Here is a 25,086-nt window from a genome sequence, read left to right on the forward strand (position 1 = left end):
TTGAGTCTTTATTAAAATCAAACATGATGATGTTTAATGGTTTGTGAATTAAACTTTTAGAACACTCTATTGTCAAATTGTAAAAGAATGAAGAAAAACTTTATAAATATCTTAAAATGAAGATCAGAACAATAAGAATTATGTTTTTAGTGACTGTATTAAGTGTGGCTAAAACAACTTTTGCACAACAACAACCACCAAATATTCTGTGGGTGTTAACTGACGATCAACGTTGGGACTCTATAGAGTCTTTTAATGAAATTTTAACAGGAAAGAGCGAAAGTAAATTAGGGTATGTAGAATCTCCTAATGTAGATAAATTGGCTGCAGAAGGAACTACTTTTATCAACACCTATTGTCAGGCTCAGGGGTGTGCACCATCTAGAGCCTCAATGCATTCTGGGCGTTATCCTTTTAGAAGTGGAATTTATCAGTTTGAATATTTTAATAATAATACAACCAATTCGTATCCAATGTTGCCCGATGAAATGGCAAAATTAGGCTATCAGACTTTCCATGTTGGAAAATTAGGAGTTCGTGCTAGAACTTTAAAAAACGGAAAAGCTGTAGAGCATAAATTATATCAGAATGACATACATTTTAAAATTTTAAGAGATGATTTGATGCTTGAATGGGGAAAGGTTTCAAGACTTGTTGAAATTGAGGGGGTTAAGTTTAAAAAGCCTTTGAGGAATATCACTTATTTTAAAGATGTAGATGGTAAGGTGTATTATAAATCAGAAAAGCTAGAAAAAGAAAATCCTCAGTTTAAGGGAATGGCTAAGGAAGCTTATGAAAAGTACAATATTATGTACAAGCATAATAATAAGTACAAAAAAGATCCAGAAACCCCATTTAGCAAAGGAATATTAGCTGGAGTAAGTCCACAACCAGAAGGAAAAACAAGAGATGGAATTTATACCAGTGCTTTTGTAGATTTCTTAAAAAATGAAAACAAGAAGTTTAATGTAGGAAATAATTCGTTTGATGGAATTGATACTTCTAAACCCTTGTTTGCGCATATTGGTTACGATTTTCCTCATACCCCTGTATTACCTCCAAAAAGCTATAGAGATCGTTTTCATAAAAAGGACTATAAGATGCCGACTCTAACCGATAAGGAGTTTAAGAAGATGGCAAAGGCTTTTCAGAAAAGAGTAAAAAGTAGTTATTCGGATGATTTTACAGATGAGGAAAAGCAAAGAATGGTAAGAGATTATTATGCGTTTTGTGCTTATGGAGATGATTTAATAGGGAAGGCAACAAAAGAGTTTATTCGTTACAGTGAGCAAAAGAATCAAGAATGGTTAATTGTATATGTATGCGGAGATCACGGTTGGAAGTTAAACGATCATGGAGCAATTACTAAAAATACTCCTTGGGAGATTGATAGTCATAACCCGATTATTGTGGTATCATCGGACAAAAAGAAGTTTCCTGCGGGGAAAGTTGTAAAAGATTTTACCGAGTTTGTGGATATAGCTCCAACTATTTTAAATGCAGGTGGTGCTAAAATAGATAGCAAAGAATTTAAGCATTTAGATGGATTAGATCTACAAAAAGTAGCTGCCAAAAAAGTACCTGCAAGAGATTATGTAATAGGAGAGAGTCATCATTCAATTGGTCCAAGAGCGTATATTAGAACTAAGGAGTACGCATTGTCTGTAAAGACCCGTCCAAATTCTAAAAGAGGAGTAAATATGAACTGGGCAATAAACGCTACTAATGAAGAACTAGATATGTCTTTGTATGATGCAATTAATGATCCTGATGAACTAAATAACTTGGCGAATGATGCAAAGTATCAAAAGGTAGTTGCACAGCTTAAAAAGAAGTTATTAGATATTGTAATTGGAGATGGACGTGCTGAAATTAATTGGGGAGGAGATAATTTTGGTAAAAATACCAAGGCTATCGGAACCAAAGTAAACTATAATAAAGCATTTGCCAAAGGTGCTCACAATCACAAGTTCCAATTAAAAAAATAATTTTTAATCTTTTTTTAGTGGTTTCGTCTATGAATAATCTATACAAAAACAGAATTGTAGTAGCGGTTTTGTTGAATTGTGTTGGTTGTTTAAGGATTCAGAATCATTTATGATGTTAAAAGAACCAAAGTTTCTTAGCATTAGAAAAGAAAAGCAAGAAATTTATTTGGAGATAAATATATACACTACTTAACAAGATAAGAAAGTATGAAAAAAGTATTTTTATTAGTAGCTGCTGCTTTGATTGGTTTTCAATCAAGTGCTCAGTTGTCTAAAAATCAAAAGAAATATTTTAAGAAATTAAAATCAGAAAAAGTGATTTCGGATCCATCCATTGAATGGAAACAATTTGGTCCGGGAATGTCTGGTTATAACGAGGAGTTTTGGTGTCACCCTACAGATAGTAATGTACAATTTATGGGGCCAGACATGCACGTATCTTACGGAACATGGGACGGAGGAAAGTCTTGGCATACTCTTAAAGATAGCGATGGAGATGGTAGAGATATGGAGCGTGTGCTAGATATTGTCTTTTCTAAAAAGAATCCAGATTTTGGGGTTGCTATAGAAAGAGCAGGAGGTGTGTATACATCTTATGACAAAGGACGAACTTGGAAAGAGGTTTATAAAATACAAAGAGAAGGAAAGGGAAGCAAATATACCAATGCTCATACCAAGGTTGCTATAAACCCTAAGAACGATAAAGAGTGGTTGATTGGAGCTGGAGACTTTTGGAATGTAAAAAGCAATCATAGAAGTTTAAAAAACATTCGTGGTAAGTTTAACAAAAGATCTAGTTATGGTTATGTGTTAAAAACAACCAATGGAGGGAAATCCTTTTATAAGATAGCTACCAATATTTCTGAGGAATTGGATGTTGCTAGAATTATTTATCACCCAGGAAATCCTAAGACTATTTTTATGGCTACCAACTATGGGGTGTTTGTAAGTACCAATGGAGGGAGAAAATGGAAAGAAGCGAATAAGGGCTTGCCAAATAATTTACCTAGAGACTTAACATCGTACTACAACGAAAAGACAGGAGAGTTTGAGTTGTATTTAATAGAACAAACAGTTTACGAAAAAGCAGGAAACTCTACCACTGCTAAAGGTGGTGTGTATAAAAGTACCAATAACGGAAAATCTTGGGAAAACATCACTGGTAATTTATATTTCGATTTGAGTAAAATTACATTTACTCCAGAAAGAGATAGATATTTTAATACCATTGCAAATTGGTTTGGGGAATCTAAAAAAGAGGTAAGAAGTAAATACAATGCAATGCCATCTAAAACGTTGCCAGTGTTTAATAGATTGGTAATAAACCCTACCAATAAGAATGAAATTTACATTGCTTTTAATAAAAAGCACGATAGAACTTTTGGACCTGGAGATTTGGTAAAAACAGAAGATGGAGGAAAAACATGGACTGTTTGTGCTCGTCAGGGAATGTATTGGTTAAGTGGTAAAGACAAAGCGTACTGGTCTAGCAGAAACAATCCTGTAGGAACTAATGTAAAGTTTGCTCATTTACAGGCTTACATGAACAATCAACCAGCACGTTCTGGAAATAGAATGTTGGCAATTAATTCTAAAGGAGAAGTGTTTATAGGGATTGATCAGCAAACCTTAAAATCATCGGATAACGGGAATTCTTGGCAACAAGTAGACGATTTTGAAACAAAACCAGGAAGTGGAAAATGGATAGGTAGCGGAGATAGTAACTTACCAGGTAGATTTATGTTACACGAAACTGGAATTAAAGGAAGAAGGTTGTTGTGTAGCGGTGAGCATGGATTGTGGCAAACTACAGATTTAGATGGTTGGAAAGATCAACAAGCAGTTGCTGTATCGCAAGTAGAAGGTCAGGTTCACGATCATCATAAAAACCATGGATTGCACTCAGCATCTACCGTAGCGGTACATCCTAACGATCCTAATACTATTTATTTATTGGCTTGGAGACAAGAACACAGAGGAAAGCTAAGAAGAAGTACAGATGGAGGAAAAACATGGGAGAATATTTCTACAATTTTAAAAGGGAACAACCCTTCTTATAGAGGTTTAGTGCCTCAGTATTCTTTAACCATTGATCCAGAGAATCCTAAAAACATGTATTTCTGTACTATTAGAAAACCTATTGCAGAAGTAGGAGATGGTAAAGCAACCTTAACTAAAGGTGGTTTAGGGTTTTATCGTTCTTTTGATGGTGGATATACTTGGGAGTTAAGCAACAATGGTTTTCATAAAGGAGCAAGTGTAAGAAGAATTAAAATGGATCCTAAAAACCCTAAAGTGTTATATGCAGCTACCAATGATAATAATGGAGCATTGTACAAGTCTACAAACCAAGGAAGTTCTTGGAGTAGAGTAAAGATTCCGTCTGATATTAAGGCTGTTAATAATGTTTTTGTAGATAGAAATAATAAAAATATTTACATCGCAACTGGTAGAAGAAACGGAACTTACGAAGAAGGTGGTGTTTGGAGAAGTAAAAACAATGGAAAAAGTTGGGAACAAATATTTAAAGCTCCATTTGTTTGGCAAGTAGAAACCTCTCCAGTAGATCAGAATATGATTCTAATTAGTGTTGCAGGACATCATCCCACCAAGTTTAAAAATCCAGGAGTGTATTTAACAACTGATGGAGCTAAGAGTTGGACAAAAATAAATAAGGGATTGGGACAGCCAAATAAAATAGTAGATGTAAAACTAGATCCATATAACAAGAATGTTATTTGGTGTGCATCATGGGGTAGTGCATGGTCTATTGCTTATTTAAACGGATATAAGAAAGGTTGGTTACAAGATTAAGATAAACTAGAATAAAATGAAGAATATAGCAATAGTAGCAGTTGCATTGATGACGATCTTTAATGTAAATGCGCAAAAGAAAAAGCCCAATATTGTATTGCTTTTTGCAGATGATATTAGTGCAAGGGAATTACCAATATATGGATCAACAGTTTGGTCAAGGCCTGTAAAGAGTAGTGGAGATAAAAATAAAATTGATACATCGGATCCTAAATACCGAGCAAACACTCCTGTGTTGAGTAGAATAGCAGAAGAAGGATGTTTTGTACAGACGACCTTTGCTGCTACAGTTTGTGGACCTAGCCGTGCCATGATGATGACTGGACGTTACGCTCATTTACACAAATGGTGGCACAACAAAGACAAAGGAAGAAATCCGAAAGGTAAAAAAGGATGGGATTTGTTTGAAAGTTCTCCTCATACCATTGCACATGTAGCAAAAAAAGGCGGTTATGCTTCTTTCTGGGCGGGAAAAACACAAATGAATATTAAAGGCTTTCCTTTTGATGAAGGGTGCTTTACTCCAGGAGAGGGTTCGTATAATAAAGCAATTCATACCACAGATTTTAGATTAGAGAAGAGAAAAGGAGATAAGAAAATATACAATGCAGATACAGGAAAACCTTTGGCTTTTAAATCGTACGTACAGTCGGGTTGGTACTGGAAACCACATGTGCAATTAATGAATCACCCAGATAGTAAAAAGAAGTTTCAATGGTGGCCAAATGATAAAAAATCTAAAAAAGAGTTTGGGTTAAATACATACGGGCCAGATGTAGAATTGGAGTATACTTTTGAGTTTATGGAAAGAAAAGCCAAAAAGAAGGAGCCTTTCTTTATTTACCATACCAGCCATTTAGGGCACGATGCTTTTGATTTCTTTTATCCAGATTCTAAAAATAAATGGCCAGGAACTCCTAAAATTAAATGGGATGGTAAAAAGTATACGCGTACAGAACCTAATATTACAGGAGATAATGGAGTGTATAACACCCATAACTCAATTACTGAACAAGGAATTCATTACCATGTAAATTATTTAGATTACCAAGTGTGGCAATACTTAAATAAGTTTAAAGAATTAGGGATAGAGGACAATACTATATTTATTTTCTGTGCAGATAATGCTACTAGTGGATATGGGAAATCAATCCCTGTCTCTCAAAGAGGAACTCATGTGCCATTAATTATTTATGCACCTGTTTTAAAAATGACTAAAAAAGGAAAACAGGAGATTTTGGCTAATATTTCTGATATTCTTCCAACCATTGCTGATATAAGTGGGGTTGAAATTCCTAAGGATTACGAGATCAACGGTGAAAGTTTGTTGCCGTATTTAACTACTAAGAAGGAAAGTCATAGAAAGTGGATTTATGGTTATCATATGGATAAAACTATTATTAGAGGAAATAAGGTTTTAAAAGGTGGTAATGATATTTGGTACGATGTAAGTAAGACTCCAGGGGACTTAATTAGTTATGAGAAAATTACGGATTGGTCTAAAGTTTCTGCCGCGCATAGAAAAGAAAGAGACGAACTAAATAAGATATTACCAAAGTATGATTTACATGCTACAGCACACGATGCACCTAAAGGTGGAATAGGAACTGTAAGCCCTCTAAAAAAGAAGTAATAAAAATTAAACCAAAATTATGTGTAAGAATAACAAAATAAACGCGCTGCTAACCTTTGTATTATTGGTTAGTAGTTCGTTTTTAAGAGCACAGCAAAAACCAAATGTTCTTTGGATTTTAACCGATGATCAGCGTTACGATGCTATTAGGGCGTTTAATAAAATGATTGATGGTAAAGAAATGAGTAAGCTTGGTTATGTAGAATCTCCAAATGTGGATAGATTGACAAAAGAAGGAACAACTTTTATCAATACTTACTGTCAGGCAACAGGATGTGCTCCTTCTAGGGCATCTATGCATTACGGTCGTTATCCATTCCGTTCTGGGGTGTACGAGTTTGAGTATCACAATAACAAAGCAGCACATTTTAAGCCTACTTTACCAGAGCAAATGGCAGCTTTAGGCTACGAGACTTTGCATATTGGTAAATTAGGAGTTCGTTTAAAAACCAAAGAAAATGGAAAATTAAAGTCGGCAAAAATGTACCAACAAGATGTTAGCTTTAAGCAGTTGCGTAAAGATGGACTTACAGATTGGGGTAAAGACTGGTTTTATAAATTGGATGGAGAAAAATTAAAGAAACCAATTAAAAGCATGGAGTTTTTTGTTACCGAAGAGGGAACGTTTGAATATAGATCGAATGATTTGGAAGAAAGGTTTTCTAGCTACAAAGGAAGTGCTAAAAAAATAATGGAAAAGTATGACCTTTTTATGGAGTATAATAAAAAGAAAGGAGCTTTAACTCCGTTTTCTGCTCCCATTATTAGTGGTGTTAGTCCAAGAAAAGCAGGAAAAACAAGAGATGGGTATTATGCATCTATTTTTGGTGATTTCTTAAAAAATGAAAACAAAAAATTTAAGGTAGGATCTAGAACATTTAATGGAGTAAATACAGAAAAACCGTTGTTCTGTCACATAGGGTTCGATTTTCCTCACACGCCAGTATTGCCACCAGCGAGTTATAGAGAGCGTTTTAAAAAACATACCTACAAGGTGCCGGATTTTGATAAAAAAGAATTTCAAAAAATGCCTAAGCAACTGCAAAAGCAAGTAAAAAGCTCTTACTCGAATCATTATACAGATGAACAAAAACAAAAAATGATTCAAGATTATTATGCATTTTGTGCTTATGGAGATGCATTGGTAGGTAAAGCGGTAGATGACTTTGTTGCTTATAGTAAAAGTAAAAATCAACCTTGGATGGTGGTATACGTTTGCGGAGATCATGGTTGGAAATTAAACGATCATGGAGCGGTTTCTAAATTTACTTCATGGAAAATAGACAGTCACAACCCAATAGTGGTTGTATCATCAGACAAAAAAGCATTCCCAGCAGGTAAAGTGGTTAAAGACTTTACAGAATTTGTAGACATTGCACCTACAATAATAGCAGCAGGTGGTGCAGATTTAAAAAAATCACAATACAGTTATTTAGACGGATTAGATATGCAAAAAGTAGTATCTAAAAAAGCTCCTCAAAGAGATTATATTGTAGGGGAGAGTCATGCAGTAACAGGACCAAGAGCTTATATTCGTACAAAAGATTATGTGTTTTCTATGCAAACTCGACCTACCAAAAAGCGAGGAGAAAACATGAATTGGGCTTTAAATGCAAGTACTAAAGAATTAGATCCTGCATTGTACGACATGAACAAAGATCCCAATGAAATACACAATTTAGCCTTTGATAAAAAATATGCTAAAATTATGAAGCAAATGAAAAAGAAGCTAATCAATGTGGTTTTAGGAGATCGTAGAGTAGAAGTAAAATGGGGGAAAAGAGGAGATGGAGCTCAAATTTTCCATAGCAATTTTGCACCAGGAGCACATGATTACAAGTTGAAATTAAAATAATTGAAACCAACGTATTAATTACTAGGTTAGGGCAATAGTGACTGTTGCCCTCATTTAGTTTTAAACGGTAGTATTATTTATGAATAAACTATTTTACATATTTCTTATAACATTGGGAGTTCAGAGTAGTATTGCTCAAGAAACCAAAAAGTGGAATGGAAAAGAATGTGCGGTAGTTTTAACTTACGATGATTCTTTAGATGAGCATTTAGACAATGTAGTACCCTGTTTAAATAAATATGGCTTAAAGGGGACTTTTTATATCATTGGGAGCTCAGATTGTTTTGTAAAAAGGAAAAAGGAATGGAAAAAGGTAGCTCTGCAAGAACACGAGCTTGGCAACCATACCTTAATGCACCCTTGCGCTAATACACCCAAAAGAAAAGTTGCCTTGCCCCCAGAAAAAGATTTAAATAACTATTCTCTTAAACAGGTTGTTGATGAGATAAAAGAAACCAATGAGTTACTATTTCAATTAGATAAAAAAGAGAAAAGAACTTTTGCATTTCCATGTGGACATAGAAAGGTAAATGATACTATGTTTTATGATTATTTAGCTAAAGATTTTGTAGCAGCAAGAGGCGTTAAAAGATCCTTTAATACGATAGATGACATAAAGATAGAAAATATCAATGCTAATGGTATGAAAGGACATACTGGAAAAGAAATGGTAGAGTTGGTTCAGCAAGCGTTAAAAGAAAAGAAGTTGCTGGTATTCTTATTCCATGGAGTTGGAGGAGGAAGTCCATTAAATGTTGAAAAAGAAGCACACGAAGAGTTGCTAAATTTTTTATCGAAAAACCAAAAGAAAATATGGGTTGCACCCATGGTAACAGTTGCTAGTTACATCAAAAAAATAAACCAAATTAAAAAATGAAAAAAATACTAATAAGCTCTGTTTTGTGTCTTGCTACTTTGGTGGCCAATGCACAATATAACAAGAAGTACTTTAAGAAGTTAAACTCTAAAAAGGTTGCTTCTACAGATTTAGTTACATGGAGTCAAGTAGGGCCAGGAATGTCTGGATATTGTGAAGAGTTTTGGTGCCATCCAACAGATCCGAATGTGATTATGATGTCCCCAGATATGTTTAATACTTATGGAACGTGGGATGCCGGTAAGTCTTGGAAAACGATTAAAGATGTAGATGGTGAAGGAAAAGATTTGGCAAGAGTAAGAAAATTTATGTTTTCGTATCAAGATCCTTCTTTTGGTTTGGCCATTACAGGAGGAGGAGCTTTATATAAAACCAAGGATACGGGAAGAAGTTGGGAAAAAATACACTCTTTTAGAGGTAGACATGCAGAAATAACGGTAGATCCTTCTAATGATAGAAATTGGTATGTAGGACCTGGAGATTTTTGGAATGTTAAAAAGACGTGGAGACATCAGTCTGGTCAAAGCCCAAAAACCAAGAAGAATACAGGAATTTATAGAAGTAGAGATAAAGGAATTACATGGGAGTTATTGCCTGTAAAAGATTTTAAGAATTTAGATGTTGGAAGAATCTTGGTCAACCCTAATGATTCAAAAAGTATAATCATAGCCACCAATAAAGGTGTCTTTAAAAGTGAGAATCAAGGGATGACATGGGAGTCTAGTGCTAAGGGATTACCAGTTAACAGACCTAGAGATATAGATGCTTATTACAACGCAACAAATAAAGAATATGTATTGTATTTGGTTGAGCAAACAGCCTTTAAAGGAGCAGGTAAATCTGTAATTTCTAAAGGAGGGGTTTACAAAAGTACCGATGGAGGAAATACGTGGCAGAATTGCACTGGAAATTTAGTGGTAGACATGAACCAAATAGATAGTAGAGGGTTGGAGGGAAAATATTGGAAGTCTTTGGCTTTTTGGTTTCAAACGAGTGTTAAAAATATAAGAACTAAATATCCTAGTTTACCAACTCAAGTGTTAGATGTTTGGAATAGAATTCAGGTAAATCCAACGAACAAGAATGAGATTTATATTTCCCATAACAACAAACACGATAAATCGTTTTTACCAGGAGGTGCATGGAAATCTGATGATGGAGGAGGGACTTGGAAAGTTGTAGCAAGAGAAGGAGGTTATTGGAAAAATAAGAAAGGAGCTAAGTATTGGGCATCTAGAAATAATCCATTACACAACAATGTTAAGTTTGCGCATTTGCAACCCGAAATGGATCGAAGAGAAGATGTTTGGGGAAATCGATTTTTAGAGCTAAGTGTAAATGGAACTGCATATTTAAGTTTAGATCAACAAGTGGTAGCTTCTAAAGATGGGGGTGAAACTTGGATGCAAATGGATGATAACGAAACTGCTCCTGGATCCAATCATTGGGTAGGAAGAGGAGATAGTAATTTACCAGGAAGAACGTTGTTGTTAGAAACAGGTAAAAAAGACAGGTATTTATTGTGTAGTGGCGAGCATGGTTTATGGCAAACAGCTCCATTAGGAAACTATACAGATAAAATGGCTGTAGCAGTAGAGCAGTTAGATGGACAAATTCATCATGGAGGGTCGCATTCTCCGGGAACTATTGCGGTACATCCTAACAATCCAGATATTATTTATTTTTTATCTTATAGGCAAGAGAATAGAGGGAAAGTACGTAAATCTGTAGATGGAGGAAAAACATGGAAAAATATAGCGACTATTTTTGATGCAGCTGTACCACAACATATGCGTTTGGTATTTCAGAATTCTCTTATTATAGACCCAAAAGAACCTAATAATATGTATTTCTGTGCTACAAGAAAACCCATTACACAAGTAGCGGGACCTTATGCTAAAGAGTTAACTAAAGGGGATTACGGTTTTTATCGTTCTTTAGACGGTGGGTATACTTGGGAATTAAGTAATCATGGTTTTCCAGAAGGTTCGAGTGTTCGTAGAATTGTAATGGATACTCAAAAAACTTCAACGCTATATACTGCTTTGAATGGTGTTGGGGGAGGTTTGTACAAATCTACCAATAAGGGCTCGTCTTGGGTTAAAATAGCAGTTCCTAAAGAGATTGAATCTGTTAACAATATATTTAGAGATAGAAATACGGGAGATTTGTTTATTTCTTGTGGAAATGCTACGGCAACAGATAAAGGTTCTGGGGTTTGGAAAAGTACAGATAAAGGAGAATCTTGGGAGCGAATTTTTAATTTACCTTATGTGTGGCAATGTGAGGTTTCCCCTGTAGATTCAAATATTATAACTGTTGTAGCTGCGTTGCCACCAAAGACTAAAAACGCAAAAAAAATGTTGAATCCAGGGGCTTATATTTCCTTTGATGGAGGTAAGACATGGGATAAGGTGAATAAGGGTTTGGGACAACATGATAGAATTGTAGATTTAAAGCCTGATCCATATAGAACAGATGTTTTTTGGGCTTCTCAAAAAGGAAGCGGATGGGCTATTGGATATAAAAAAGGAACTACCAAAGGGTGGTCAGAGAGGTAACATTAAAACTTATAACAATGAATAGAATTATTCTTTCAGCAATTGTTTTTCTTATTGCTATTTCGGTAAATGCACAAACTAAGTTTGGAGCTATTTTTCAAAATCATATGGTGTTGCAAAGAAATACGCAAGTACATATTTGGGGAGTAGATAAGCCCAATATCAAAGTGGTAGTTTCTGGAAGTTGGGGAGTAGAACAATTGGTGAAAACGGATAAGAATGGAAAATGGAAAACTACATTAAAGACTGTTGGGGCTGGTGGTCCCTACAATGTTGTTGTTAAGGGTTCTAAAAAAGTAGTGTTAGAAGATGTTCTTTTAGGAGAAGTTTGGATTTGTACGGGACAATCTAACATGGCTATGCCTTTAAAAGGAGGACCGGGTCAACATATAGAAGGGAGTAATACTGCCATTTTAAATAGTAGCAATTCTAGTTTAAGGTTTGTAACGGTTGATAGAGCAACAAGCAGAACTCCTCTAGAAAATATGAAGGGAGCTTGGCAGGTTTCATCTCCCAAAACAGCAGCTAATTTTAGTGCTGTAGGATATGCTTTTGGGCTAAGGTTACAACAAGCTTTAAATGTACCTGTAGGATTGATATCTAGTAATGTGGGGGGAACACCAGCACAAGCTTGGACACCAAAAAAAACCATTGTTTCAGAGTTTCCAGAATTCAAAAAAGATTTTGAAAAAGAGATTTCTACCAAAAGAGCTACCGTTTTGTATAATGGAATGATTCATCCTTTGATTCCTTATACCATAAAAGGAGCAATTTGGTACCAGGGAGAAGGGAATAGGTGGAACCCAGAACAATACACCAAATTATTTCCAGCCATGATTAAAAGTTGGAGACACAATTGGCAATTGGGAGATTTCCCTTTTTATTTTGTTCAGATAGCACCATTTGGAAATAATATAAAAGGTTGGGTTGGTGTGCAAGAGTCACAATTAAAAACAATGTTAACCGTTCCAAATTCTGGGATGGCTGTTATTAATGATATAGGGTATCAATCTAGAATTCATCCTCCTAAAAAGATTCCTGTAGGACAACGTTTGGCTTTGTGGGCTTTAGCTAAAGACTATGGGATGGAAGGAATTGATTATTCGGGGCCTGTTTATAAAACTATGAAAGTAGAGGATGGAAAAGCCTTATTAAGCTTTGATTATGCACCACTAGGAATTACTAGTTTGGGAAAACCTTTAACCAATTTTGAAGTACAAGACGAAGAGGGGAATTACCATTCTGCACAGGCTAAAATTGTAAAAAGAGGAGCTTTGTTACAGGTTTGGAACGATGCCGTAAAGAATCCTAAAAGCGTTCGGTACGGTTGGAAAAGTTATATAGAGGGGTGTTTGTTTAATACTGCTGGTTTGCCCGCTTCTTGTTTTGATACCAAAAGATTAGAAGATTTTGTGAAGTAAAAAGAGGACTTAGGCATTTCCTGTTATAACAGGAATTTGTTTGGTTATATTAGATGCATCAAACCAAAAATATAGAATGAAAAAAAGCGCAATTAAAATTAGTAAAATGAGCTGGTTACTTTTAGTATTTGTTATTACAAGTAGCGGATTTACTCAGCAAAAAATCTTTAATGGTAAAAACTTAAAAGGGTGGCATTTAATGGAGAACACTCCTGAACAAAGCTATGTTTCTTTAAAGGAGAACTTTTTTGTAAAAGAGAATACGATCACCTGTAAGCAATTAGATAATAGAAAAGGAGCTTTAATTTTATCAGATAAATCGTATGCAGATTTTGAATTAGAGTTAGACTTTAAAAGTGATTGGGGCTGCGATTCAGGAATTTTTGTACGTACAGATGCACAAGGACGTGGCTTGCAAATATTAAACGATTTTTTAAAAGATGGATGTATCGGTCATTTGTTTTCTCAAGGAGCAGGAGCTTATATTTCTAGACCTATTAGATTGTATAAAGTAGAAGGAAAAGTGGTTGCCAAAGATATGTATGATGGTGAAAAAAGAGACAAACTAAATTATTCAATCAACGCTAAAAAATGGAATGTCTTGTGGAAACAAGATAATTGGAATCATATAAAAATACGTTGTGTTGGTAATAAACCAATGCTGACTACTTGGGTAAATGGAGTTAAGATAATGGAACTGGATGGATCTAAATATGAAGGCAGACAACTTATACGTAAAGATGGTAAGTGGCAGGGAGCTGGAGAAAAATGGAATCAGAAAGAGGTACAGGCTATTACTAAAGGAAAGGGGATGATTGGCTTGCAAATTCACCCAGGAGGACGATGGAAAAAAGATGGAGTGGTTCAATATAAGAATATAAAAGTTAAAGAACTTTAAGAACTAAATGAGAGAATTAAAAAGGCCTGTTTGCATATGTATATGGGCTTTTTTTGTGTTTTTAGTTAAAGTCTATGATTTGTCTAGTAGGCTAATTTGGGTACTAATTTTTCGCTTTTTTAAAAAGATAAGCTTCGTTTGTGTTAAAAACGTCACAAATGGTTTGTTATATTCTTAATATAAAGTCAACCTCTTAATTTTATTAATAATTAATGATTGAATAAAGAGAATAATTAAGAAATTGTTATCTGATTTTAAGGAAAAATAAATAATAGATAATGAAAAAAAAGTTTGTTGATCGTAAATTAAGGACCTTAAGAGGTGTTTTAGTTATAGGAATATTGTTTTTTATTTGTGGAAGTGTTTTTGCACAGAGTCCTATTGCAATTTCTAATAAGTTAGAGAAAAATAAAATTTGTTTTGCACTGTATACCGTACATGAGAATACGTTAAAGTTAACGGCACAATTTTATCCGGTAAAAAACTATGACCCATTTACTGCGGAATTGCAAATTAACAACAAAGGAAAATGGGAAACAGTTCAAGAATCTAGAATTCAATATCCAGGCTACACCGCTCATTTTAGAATAGAAAATTGGGATGATACCCAAGAAAAGAAATACAGAGTTAAGTATAAGAAGAATTACTTTTATGAGGGTATAGTACGTAAGAATCCAAGAGATAAAGAGGAGTTAATTATGGCTGCATTCTCTTGTTGGTCTATCTACAAGAAACATGGAGGACAAGGACCTGCAGATGATATCATTAATAATTTTAAAACCTTAAAACCAGATGTCTTGTTTTTTGCTGGAGATCAATCTTACGATCATAGTGAACATTACAAATATTGGTTAAAGTTTGGAGAAGTTTTTGGAGATGTAATTAAAAACACACCAACCATTGTGATTACAGACGATCATGATATAGGGCAAGGAAACATGTGGGGTGATGGAGGTAGAAAGTCTCCAGATAGAGGTGGAAGTTACGGAGGTTACTATATGCCTGTAGATTATATTAAAGAGGTAGAGCGAGCACAAACCAGTCATTTACCAGACCCTTACGATCCAACACCTATTCAACAAGGATTGGGAGTTTATTATACAGATTACAAATGGGGAGGAGTAAGTTTTGCGATTATAGAAGACCGTAAATTTAAATCTGGACCTAAAAGAGTGTTAGGAAATAAAAAAGGAGGTTTTAAAGATACGCGTAAAATGGATGTTCCAGAAGCAACGCTATTAGGAAAAAGACAATTAGAATTTTTAGAAGATTGGACTACAGATTGGGAAGATGCGGAAATGAAAGCTGTATTGTCTCAAACCATTTTTGCCAATGTTACCACACATTCACCTACTTTAGAAAAAAAACAACGCTATAGTGTAGACTCTAACGGATGGCCACAAGCAGGAAGAAATAAGGCTTTGTCGGTAATTAGAAAGAGTTTTTCATGTATGATTGGTGGAGATCAACACTTGGGTTCTGTACTGCATCATGGAGTAGAAGATTGGAACAATGCGGGGTATTCTTTTGCGGTTCCTGCAGCTTCTAATTTTTGGATGCGTTGGTTTAAGCCAGATGCTCCTGGGAAGAACCATGTAAAAGGAATGCCAGATTACACAGGGGAGTATTTAGATGCTTTTCGTAATAAAATGACAGTGTTGGCGATTGCAAATCCGACACATAAAGACAATACTCCAAAAGAAAATTTATTAAATGGACGTGCTTCTGGTTATGGAATTATTCGTTTTAATAAAGAAAAAAGAGAAATTACTTACGAGTGTTGGGCAAGAAATGTAGATATGTTTGCTCCCAATGCAAAACCTTATGTAGGGTGGCCTGTAACCTTTAATCAAACAGATAATTTCTTTATAAAAGATGGATACCAATTACCCACTTTTAAGATGAATAAAGAAGAGCAAGTAGTTACCGTAAAGCATCAATTTACCAAAGAAGTAATCTCTTGTATTAGAATACAAGGGAATAGTTACCAACCAACAGTAATGTATCCTGGAACCTATACAGTAGAAGTAGGAGAGGGAACAAATAAACAAATCTATTATGATGTGGATGGTGCAAGCAAAAAGAATAAGAAAACAATAAAAGTATCTCTGTAATACTTTTTAGAACCGTATAAATCAAACTTATCAATGAACAGCTTTAGGAATATAAAAACAGGAATTTTAGTCACTTTATGGAGTGTTTGCTCTTTTGCACAACAAACCAAACCTAATGTAGTTGTTATTTTAACAGACGATCAAGGCTATCAGGATGTTGGTTGTTTTGGTTCTCCAGATATTGAGACTCCAAATTTGGATAAAATGGCAAAAGAAGGGATGAGGTTTACCGATTTTTATGTCGCTGATCCTGTTTGTTCACCATCTAGGGCTGCTTTATTAACGGGGTGTTATCCCAGAAGAGTTGGAGTGCCTAAAGTTTTGTTTCCTAACAGAAAAGCAGAAGGGTTAGAAGCCAAGTATGTAACCATTGCAGATGTATTACAAGCGGTAGGGTATGCAACCAAAGCTATAGGAAAATGGCATTTAGGAGATCAGAAACAATTCTTACCAACAGCCAATGGTTTTGATTCTTATTATGGAATTCCATATAGTAATGATATGATGCCTGCTAAGAATATGGAATATGCTGGTGATTGTTTGTTTAGAGAAGGAGTAACCCTAGAATCATTAAAAGCTTCGTTAGAAAAATCGGTGGTACGAAAGAATCATGTAATGAACACGAGAGTTCCACTAATGCGTAATGAAAGGTGTATTGAATTTCCTGTAGATCAGTCTACTATTACCGAAAGATATACGAATGAGGGAATTCGTTTTATTACGAATCAAACAAAAGCAAAGAAACCTTTCTTTTTATACTTAGCTCACTCTATGCCTCATGTCCCGTTATATGCATCTAAAAAGTTTAAGGGAAAAAGTAAAAGAGGTTTGTATGGAGATGTAATTGAGGAAATAGACTATAATGTAGGAAGATTGTTACAGCATTTACAAAAATTAGGAGTAGATAAAAATACGCTGGTAGTTTTTACATCGGATAATGGACCTTGGTTGGTGAAAGGAAAAAATGGAGGAAGTGCTTTGCCTTTGTTCGAAGGTAAAATGACTTTTTTTGATGGTGGTTTGCGTGTACCAGCAATCATGCGATGGCCGGGTAAAATACCAAGTGGGAAAGTTTGTAATGAATTAGCTTCTACTATTGACTTATTGCCAACGATTGCTAACATCACCGGAGCAAGAATAAAAACATCGTATGCTATAGATGGTAAAGATATCTGGGATTTAATGACAGATAAAAAAAATGTAGTTTCTCCTCATAAATATTTCTTTTATAGAGACAAAGCAGTTCGTTGGGGAGATTGGAAATACCATAAACAACAAGTTTATAAAGTAAAAGCTACTAAGAGAGCAAACAAAGGGGAAGCTTTGTATCACTTGGGAGAGGATATTGGAGAAGCTAAAAATGTAATTGATAAGTATCCCAAAATAACAACTCAATTAAGAAAAGCTTTAGAGGCTCATAATTTAACGTTAACTAAGCAATAGAATATCAATAAAATGAAGTGTAGAAAACAACTGTTACAACTATTTGTGTTGTGTTTGTTTGCGGTACAACTATCGGCACAAAACAAACAACCCAATGTAATTTTAATTCTTACGGATGATCAAGGAATAGGAGATTTAGGGTGTCATGGAAATCCGTGGTTAAAAACTCCAAATTTGGATAAGTTCTACGAGAAATCAGTACGAATGACTGATTTCCACGTTACACCTTTGTGTACACCAACAAGAGCGGCTATTATGACAGGGCAATACCCAATTAACAATGGAGCTTGGGCAACATTTAAAGGTAGAGATGCATTAACAGGAGATGCCAAAACAATGGCCGATGTTTTTAAACAAAATGGATATAAAACCGCGATGTTTGGAAAGTGGCACTTGGGAGATAACTATCCTACACGACCTACAGACAGTGGTTTTGAAACGGCCATTCATCACTTGGCTGGTGGAGTTGGAGAGTTATCAGATTATTGGGGGAATAGTTATTTTGATGATGTGTATTATGTGAATAATAAACCTAAACAGTTTAAGGGATATTGTACGGATGTTTGGTTCAATCAGACCATGCAATTTATTGATAAAAACAAAGAAAAGCCATTCTTTATTTACCTACCTACCAATGCTCCACACGATCCTTTAATAGTAGCAGAAAAATATGCTGCTCCATACAAACACTTGGAAGGAAAAGAAATTATTAGTGCCAATTTGTATGGAATGATTGCCAATATTGATGAGAATTTTGGAAAGTTCTATAAGTTTTTAGGTGATAAAAAATTACTAGAAAATACAATTTTGATTTATATGAGTGACAATGGAACTCGTTTTGGATATAGCAACGATGGTAAACTGGGGTATAACAAAGGATATCGAGGTATAAAAGGAAGTAAGTTAGAAGGAGGACATAGAGTACCATTTTTTATACGTTGGCCAAAAGGAAATATCAAAGGAGGGAAAGATGTAAATGCCTTAGCTGCCCATGTAGATTTAATACCAACATTAGCGAGTTTGTGTAATCTATCTGTACCTAAAAACATGCCTTTGGATGGAGAGGATTTATCTCCTGCATTGACAGGGAAAAACAAAAAATGGCAACGCGAAACAGCTTTTATACATCACAATCAGGATTGGAGGCCTCCAGCAGATGTTAAAGGGACTTGTATTCTAAAAGGAAATTGGAGATTATTGAATGGAAAGCAATTGTACGACATTAAAAAAGATCCAAAGCAGAAGAATAACCTAGCGACTAAGTATCCACAGATTGTAAAGGCAATGTTGTCTCAGAACAATACCTTTTTAACCAAGACCAAAGAAAATGCTACTTACAAAGAATTACCCTATAGTACGGTTGGGAATTCAGCTCAGAAAGAAATTAAGTTAACCATTCAACATGCCATTGGAGAAGGAGGTGGAATTTGGAAACCAGAACAAATTGCTGCTGGAATGAAGAATAGTAATAACAAACATTCCATAAATGTAGAGAAAACAGGTTGGTACGAAATCTCTTGTAGACGTTGGCCAAAAGAATGTTCTGGGCCTATACAAGGTATCCCTTCTAAAAATCCGAAAAACTTGTTTGAATACAAAGCGATAGCTCCAACCAAAGCTAGAATTAGTATTGCGAATCAAATGTTCGAAAAAGAAATAAAATCAACAGACGAGGCTGTTGTGTTTAAAGTATTCTTAGAAAAAGGAAAAACATTACTTACCAACGATTTTATAGAAGGTAAAAAAGTTTACGGGGTATATTATACTTATGTAATATCATTATAACAACAATAAACTAACCATTATAACCATGAGACTGAATTTTAAATTCTTGGTAGCTATCTTTTTATTGATAGTTACTGTTGCTTCTGCTCAGATAAAAGTTTGGAAAAATCCTAGAGCATCTAAAACGATTACTACTCAGCAATGGGAGGTTAATGACTTTGTATACATAGCTAAAAATGCTATTGAAAAACCATTTTCAAAATCAATTTATGCGGTTGTACAAAGTGAACAAGGAGAGCAAAAAATTCCTTTGTTTTACAATGGAGGTAAAGAGTGGGTGTTAAGATACTCTAGTGCTGAAATAGGTAAAAAGACATTTAAGATTCAAGGAGACATAAAAGGTGTTAGTGGTAAAAAAGGAAAGATTGATGTAATAGCGAATACCAAAGTAAATCGTCATGGTGGGATTGTGTCAAATCCAAAAGATAAAAGACATTTTTATTATCAAGACGGTAGTCCTTATTTTAATTTGGCTTTTGAGTGCGATTGGTTATTCGCATTAGATTACAATCAAAAACAATTGCCAAAAACAACTCATTTATTAGATTTAATTGAGAAAAATGGGTTCAACCAGGTGGTAATGAATGTATATGCACATGGGTTGGATTTTGACTGGGTAAGAGATGAACGTTTGCAACAAAATCCGCAACACAACTACGGTTCTAGAGAAGATATTTTTCCTTTTTTAGGTTCTAATTCCAAACCAGATTATAGTTCGTTAAATGTTGACTTCTTTAAACATTTCGATCGCGTAATTTCTGAAATGCACAATCGTGAATTGGTATCACATTTAATGATTTATGTGTGGAACAAACGTGTTGCTTGGCCTAAAGCAGGAACCGAAGCAGATAATATGTATTACGACAACGTAATTAAACGTTACCAAGCATTTCCAAATATCATTTGGGATGTGTCTAAAGAGGCAGCCAACAAAATTGCTAGAGAGCAAAATATAAACATTGTAGAACACTTAGAAGAAAGAATAAAGAGAACAAGAAAATTGGACAGTTACAATCGTTTGGTGTCTGTTCATGATTATGGTTTTTGTAGAAAGCATAAAGATGAGGTAGATTTTATTTCTATTCAAAATTGGAGGTTTCAAATTCACGATGATATGTCTAAAGCATATAAAGCTTTTCCAGACAAGCCTGTATTCAATATAGAACATGGAGGGTATGAAGAATCACCATACAATGTGTTTCCTGGTGGATATTCAAATGCCGAAGCGTGTTTAAGAAGGAATTACTTGTGTCTATTTGGAGGAACCTACACGACCTATTATTGGCAGGCTACTGCATGGACAGCTGTAATTCACAATCCGTTTGAGCAGGATGAAAGTTTTAAGAAACCACACTTTGAGTATTTTAAATATATGAGTGATTTCTTTAAAACCTACCAATTTCAAAACTTTCAGCCTGTAAGTGGATTTAATACAAGATCTTACAATTTAACGAATTACAAAGAAGGGCAAATTTTATTGTACGTTCCAAAAGAGGTATATCATGCAGATGTAAAAAGGCAGTTAGACAAAGAGTTTGATTATAGCAATGCAACCTGGCAATGGTTTAATACCGTTACGGGTGACTATACTCAGGAAAAAAAGATAGAATTCAAACATAAATATGGTTTCTGGGATTGGAGACCTTTTAGAAATGAAGGAGATGCGATTCTAATCGTTAAAGGTTTAAAATCAAAGAAATAAAATGAGTACAAAAAGAAAACTTAGTTTACTGTTGTTCTTAGTGTCATTTTCGTTGATGGCACAAAAGCCAGCTGTATGGTTAATTAGCGATGGAGGAAAAAATATAAATGATCCAGATGATATTTCTGCATTGGCTAGTTATATCCTTATGTCAAACCAGTTTGATACTCGTGCCATTGTTTTAGCAAGTACCACACATCCTTGGAATAAAGACACTGAAAATCAACAAAAGTGGGCAGAAGATACTTACGGTAAAGCTTACAAAGCGGACTTACCTAACTTGAATAAATACATAGGAGGTTATCAAAAGGAGTTTCGCTTTTTAGAATCAGCTATCAAAGGACAAGGAAAGAGTTTTTCTCCTGTAGAGGATTATTCTTTACAAGATTATCCTAGTATTCAAGCCTTATTTAAAGAGGTGGATAAAAGTAAAAAAATCATCAATGTTTTATGCTATGGGCCTTTAACAGAGCAAGCTATTTTTGTGAGTTACTGTATTAAAAACAAAAGAACAGATTTACTCAATAAAGTTCGTTTTATCAGTCACTGGACGAGTTCTAATTTCCATGTAGGAACCAAACAAAATCCCGAACATACACATAACTGTTTTGCAGATGGAGTAGCTTGTCATTATATGAAGCAGAGAGCTTTGGGTGGGACTATTAAATTTTATGAGTGTGGTGGAATAGGACAACATGGAATTGTAGAACCCGCTCAAAAAGGAAAAAGATATTACAGCTTTTTTAAAGAAAGTAACCTAGGTAAAATATTTGCAGAAGGGAAGTTTAATAAAAACAGAGTAGATGATTCTGATAGTGCTACTTATTGGGCTTTACTAGGAAATTATGGAGTATCGTTAAATGATATTGCCAGTAATGGAACTAATTTTCCAGAGGTAGAAGAACGTAACGAAAAAGCTTTTGCTGTAAGGGCTAAAGACATTCGTAACGAGTTATTAAGACGTTCTAATGCAGCTGCTGGTTACAACCCAGATGCTATTTCGGTAGATGTTATTGTTCCTGAGCATGGAATGGCAGATCCACATGCGTGGGTGCAGAACGATACAGTGTTTGCTATTTGTGGGCACGATGAGTCATGGACAGGAAAGGGCTCGTTTCGTATGGATCGTTGGGAGGTGTGGTCGTCTACAGATTTAAAAACGTGGAATCATCATAGTAATATTCTGCCTAAGGATACTTATATAGGAGATCATCCTAATTGCTGGGCAGGAGATATTACCGAAAGAGACGGTAAATATTATTGGTATTTTTCTAATAGGTATAAAGATACAGGTGTTGTTGTAGCAGATAAAATTACAGGGCCTTACAAAGATGTATTAGGAAAACCTTTGTTACCAAAAGACATTGTACCAGAACATCCGTACGATCCTGAAATTTACATAGAAGATGGAGTGTATACCATTTGTTTTGGAGCCGGAACTTATTACATGGCTACTTTGGCAAAAGATATGATGTCTTTAGAAACCAAACCCAAACCAATTACTATTTATAAAGATGGAAAGAAATTTACATCAGAAGATAAGTCTACCTTATTTAAAAGGAATGGTTGGTACTATTTGGTATTTGGTAGTCGTTATGCAATGTCTAAAAATCTATATGGTCCTTATGAGTTTAAAGGAGCATTTTTAAGTGGAGGGCATACCAGCTTTTTCGATTGGCATGGACAAAAATATGTGTTGCACGAAAATCATGATATTAGCGCTTTTTACAGAGGTGCAAGTTTAAAGCCTGTATTTTTTAATGAGGATGAAACTATTAGAGTACCAAAATCAGACAGAATGTATCCAGCACCAGGTAGGCCTTTTCAATTTATAAACAGTACTATGGGGTGGCGAGCAGTAAAAGGAACAGATTTAGTTTTTAAAAATGGAATTATTTCTGGAAATATTACTGAAAAGAAAGCTTTAATAACGAGTGCTCCTTGGTTGTATACAGAGTCTAAATTATGTTCTAAGATTTCATTTGAAATAAAAAATAATACATCTGCAACCTCTTTAAAAATAGCAATTTATAGTAGAGATAAAGGAAGTGATTTTTGGTCTATGACCGACCCTGTAGATTGGACACAGCAAGAATGGGTAACAATTCCGATAAGTGCTAATGATAAAGAATTTAAAACGTATCATTTAAATTTGTCAAAGTTTACAAATATCAAAGAGAGAATAATGCAAATAGGAATTCAGCCAGCTGAAAATACCAATTCAGGTTTATGGCAAATAGAAGAAGTAATTATAGAGTAAGGATTAAAAATATTTATTACATAAAGAACCCCAAATATCCAAAGATAGTTGGGGTTTTTCGTTTAATAAACTAAACACTTATAGGGGTAATAGGGGAGGGTAATTTTATAATTTATTCAATTTGATGTTTGTTCCTGTTGATAAAAAGAGAATTTTGATTTAAAAACAAGGTAATCACTCTAGCAATAGAAGATTTGGGTTTTTGATTAGGTACAAAAATGGGGTGTGTGGGGTGTGAACCCGATGAATAATTTTTCATAGGCTTGCAATTTTTTTTCTTAAAGTTAATAAAATGAAATAATAAAACAAATAAAAATATGTTTTTTGTTTGTTGTAAATCAGTTAATTGTGTTTGTATCTGTTTGTTTTTGTTTCTCCATGTTGTGTATTGCGTTGTTTTTAGTATTGTATAATGGCTATAGGAGTCATATATTAAACAGTTATTTAGCAGGTTTGTTTATGTTGAATTAAGTATCTTAAGTACCTAAATTGTAAATTGAGTTTACTATGAATAGTAAGATGTTTTTATTAATTGTATTCTTAGCGGTTTATATATTTTTTACAGTAAGAGCCTTAAAAAGGTTAAGAAGTAATACGATACTGTCGTTAATGCAAAAAAACATCCATTCAGTATTGATTTGTCTAATTCCATTTGCATGGTATTTTTTAATTAGCGAACAAATCAATTATGATTCTGAAACTATGACTAAGAAAAAAAGAGATAAAATGAGAAAAAATAAAAGAGGTCACGCGAATGAAAGAGGAGTCGGTATTGGAATTATTTACACTGATAACGACCATTCAAGTTTTTGAATTTTTAAAAGTAAAACTTGGTAAGTAAGGAACGATTCTTGTTCTATGATTAATGTATCTATTTTCTAAGCTATGAAAATCAAATTGTTATTAGTTCTTGTTGTATTAGTCGTTCTTACTTCTTGTACTAAAAAAGATACGTTCCAGTTTCCTGTGATTGTTGATGAATATTTAAGGAAAGATGGTACTTCGGCAGATGTATTTTCAGTAGAAGAGTTTAATCACCCCTATTATTTTGGCAAAATGAAAGATACCATTTTTGTGGGAAGACAAATTATTTCCTTTCCTCAACCCGCAGCCCCACCTCCTCCTTTTCAAAATAATCATAAAGATAAACAGTGGTTTTTAGATTCTATAGACTACACCCAAAAGGGAATAGAGTATTGGAAAATTATGAAACAAATAGAGAAAAGTAAGTCCAATTATAAAAAGTATTTAATAACTAGCCTCAAAGAAAAAAGTTATAGACAAGATGATAGTATTCAATTGAGTATAAAAATTGATACAACACAAAATATAAACAAGGGTGTTAAAAAAGCTTTTCCTGTTTTAATTCGAAATTTATCAAAAGATACTATTACCATAGGGGAGGATGACTTTTTATATTTATATCTTGAGGCTAAAGATAGAGAAGGTAATTGGGGACTATATAAAAGAAGTTTTAAGCTTCCTGCAAGTTGTATTTTAGAGTATTCACAGTCTATATTACCTCCGTATGAAATAGTATTAACATCTCAAATGATTTATGATGGAGACTTTAAAACCAAACTACGGTTAAAAATGTTTAACAATTATTCAAAAGAGTTTTGGGGAGCGATTGATGAAGCTAAACTTTGGAGTAATTGGGAAAAAAACAGGTCTAAATAGGTCTTTTCAACTTTTGATGAGAGTAAGAAACTTCTTAACTTTAGGGGAATAGATA

General features: G+C 34.3%; 15 protein-coding genes. All 15 read left to right on the forward strand.

Annotated elements, in window-relative coordinates; genetic code table 11:
* Positions 1 to 116: 116 nt before the first annotated feature.
* The 15 genes from ACXHHC_RS01565 to ACXHHC_RS01635 all read left to right on the forward strand — a co-directional run bounded on the left by ACXHHC_RS01565 (position 117) and on the right by ACXHHC_RS01635 (position 25,031).
* A complete protein-coding gene (locus tag ACXHHC_RS01565) occupies positions 117 to 1,988 on the forward strand; it encodes a sulfatase-like hydrolase/transferase (RefSeq protein WP_458227894.1) in 1,872 nt (623 codons plus the stop codon).
* A 207-nt stretch (positions 1,989 to 2,195) separates the two neighbouring features.
* Positions 2,196 to 4,802, forward strand: a complete 2,607-nt coding sequence (locus tag ACXHHC_RS01570; RefSeq protein WP_458227895.1) for a WD40/YVTN/BNR-like repeat-containing protein — start codon at positions 2,196 to 2,198, stop codon at positions 4,800 to 4,802.
* 16 nt (positions 4,803 to 4,818) lie between these two features.
* The gene (locus ACXHHC_RS01575) at positions 4,819 to 6,435 is read left to right on the forward strand and encodes a sulfatase-like hydrolase/transferase (protein WP_458227896.1); all 1,617 of its coding nucleotides are present in this window, start codon (positions 4,819 to 4,821) and stop codon (positions 6,433 to 6,435) included.
* A gap of 19 nt (positions 6,436 to 6,454) precedes the next feature.
* The gene (locus ACXHHC_RS01580; RefSeq protein WP_458227897.1) at positions 6,455 to 8,290 is read left to right on the forward strand and encodes a sulfatase-like hydrolase/transferase; all 1,836 of its coding nucleotides are present in this window, start codon (positions 6,455 to 6,457) and stop codon (positions 8,288 to 8,290) included.
* 79 nt (positions 8,291 to 8,369) lie between these two features.
* Positions 8,370 to 9,167 (forward strand): polysaccharide deacetylase family protein, encoded by a 798-nt coding sequence (locus ACXHHC_RS01585; RefSeq protein WP_458227898.1) that lies wholly within the window; start codon positions 8,370 to 8,372, stop codon positions 9,165 to 9,167.
* A complete protein-coding gene (locus tag ACXHHC_RS01590) occupies positions 9,164 to 11,728 on the forward strand; it encodes a VPS10 domain-containing protein (protein ID WP_458227899.1) in 2,565 nt (854 codons plus the stop codon). The genes ACXHHC_RS01585 and ACXHHC_RS01590 overlap by 4 nt, the downstream gene beginning before the upstream one ends.
* A gap of 17 nt (positions 11,729 to 11,745) precedes the next feature.
* The gene (locus tag ACXHHC_RS01595) at positions 11,746 to 13,149 is read left to right on the forward strand and encodes a sialate O-acetylesterase (RefSeq protein ID WP_458227900.1); all 1,404 of its coding nucleotides are present in this window, start codon (positions 11,746 to 11,748) and stop codon (positions 13,147 to 13,149) included.
* A 106-nt stretch (positions 13,150 to 13,255) separates the two neighbouring features.
* Positions 13,256 to 14,047, forward strand: coding sequence for a 3-keto-disaccharide hydrolase (locus ACXHHC_RS01600; RefSeq protein WP_458227901.1), 792 nt, complete (start codon positions 13,256 to 13,258; stop codon positions 14,045 to 14,047).
* A 278-nt stretch (positions 14,048 to 14,325) separates the two neighbouring features.
* Complete coding sequence (locus ACXHHC_RS01605) at positions 14,326 to 16,161, forward strand: alkaline phosphatase D family protein (protein ID WP_458227902.1); 1,836 nt, start codon at positions 14,326 to 14,328, stop codon at positions 16,159 to 16,161.
* A 33-nt stretch (positions 16,162 to 16,194) separates the two neighbouring features.
* On the forward strand, positions 16,195 to 17,604 hold the full coding sequence (locus ACXHHC_RS01610; protein WP_458227903.1) for a sulfatase family protein: 1,410 nt from the start codon (positions 16,195 to 16,197) through the stop codon (positions 17,602 to 17,604).
* A gap of 12 nt (positions 17,605 to 17,616) precedes the next feature.
* Positions 17,617 to 19,389, forward strand: a complete 1,773-nt coding sequence (locus ACXHHC_RS01615) for an arylsulfatase (protein WP_458227904.1) — start codon at positions 17,617 to 17,619, stop codon at positions 19,387 to 19,389.
* Between the two features lie 25 nt (positions 19,390 to 19,414).
* Positions 19,415 to 21,091, forward strand: a complete 1,677-nt coding sequence (locus ACXHHC_RS01620) for a hypothetical protein (protein ID WP_458227905.1) — start codon at positions 19,415 to 19,417, stop codon at positions 21,089 to 21,091.
* Between the two features lies 1 nt (position 21,092).
* Positions 21,093 to 23,351: a family 43 glycosylhydrolase gene (locus ACXHHC_RS01625; RefSeq protein WP_458227906.1), complete on the forward strand. Its 2,259-nt coding sequence runs from the start codon at positions 21,093 to 21,095 to the stop codon at positions 23,349 to 23,351.
* Positions 23,352 to 23,858: 507 nt separating this feature from the next.
* Positions 23,859 to 24,164 carry a hypothetical protein gene (locus ACXHHC_RS01630; RefSeq protein ID WP_458227907.1) on the forward strand — a complete coding sequence of 102 codons (306 nt, stop codon included), beginning with the start codon at positions 23,859 to 23,861 and terminating at the stop codon, positions 24,162 to 24,164.
* 72 nt (positions 24,165 to 24,236) lie between these two features.
* Entirely contained in the window at positions 24,237 to 25,031 is a 795-nt protein-coding gene (locus ACXHHC_RS01635) for a hypothetical protein (RefSeq protein WP_458227908.1), read from the forward strand.
* Positions 25,032 to 25,086: the final 55 nt, after the last annotated feature.

The organism is Wenyingzhuangia sp. IMCC45574, assembly GCF_054182685.1.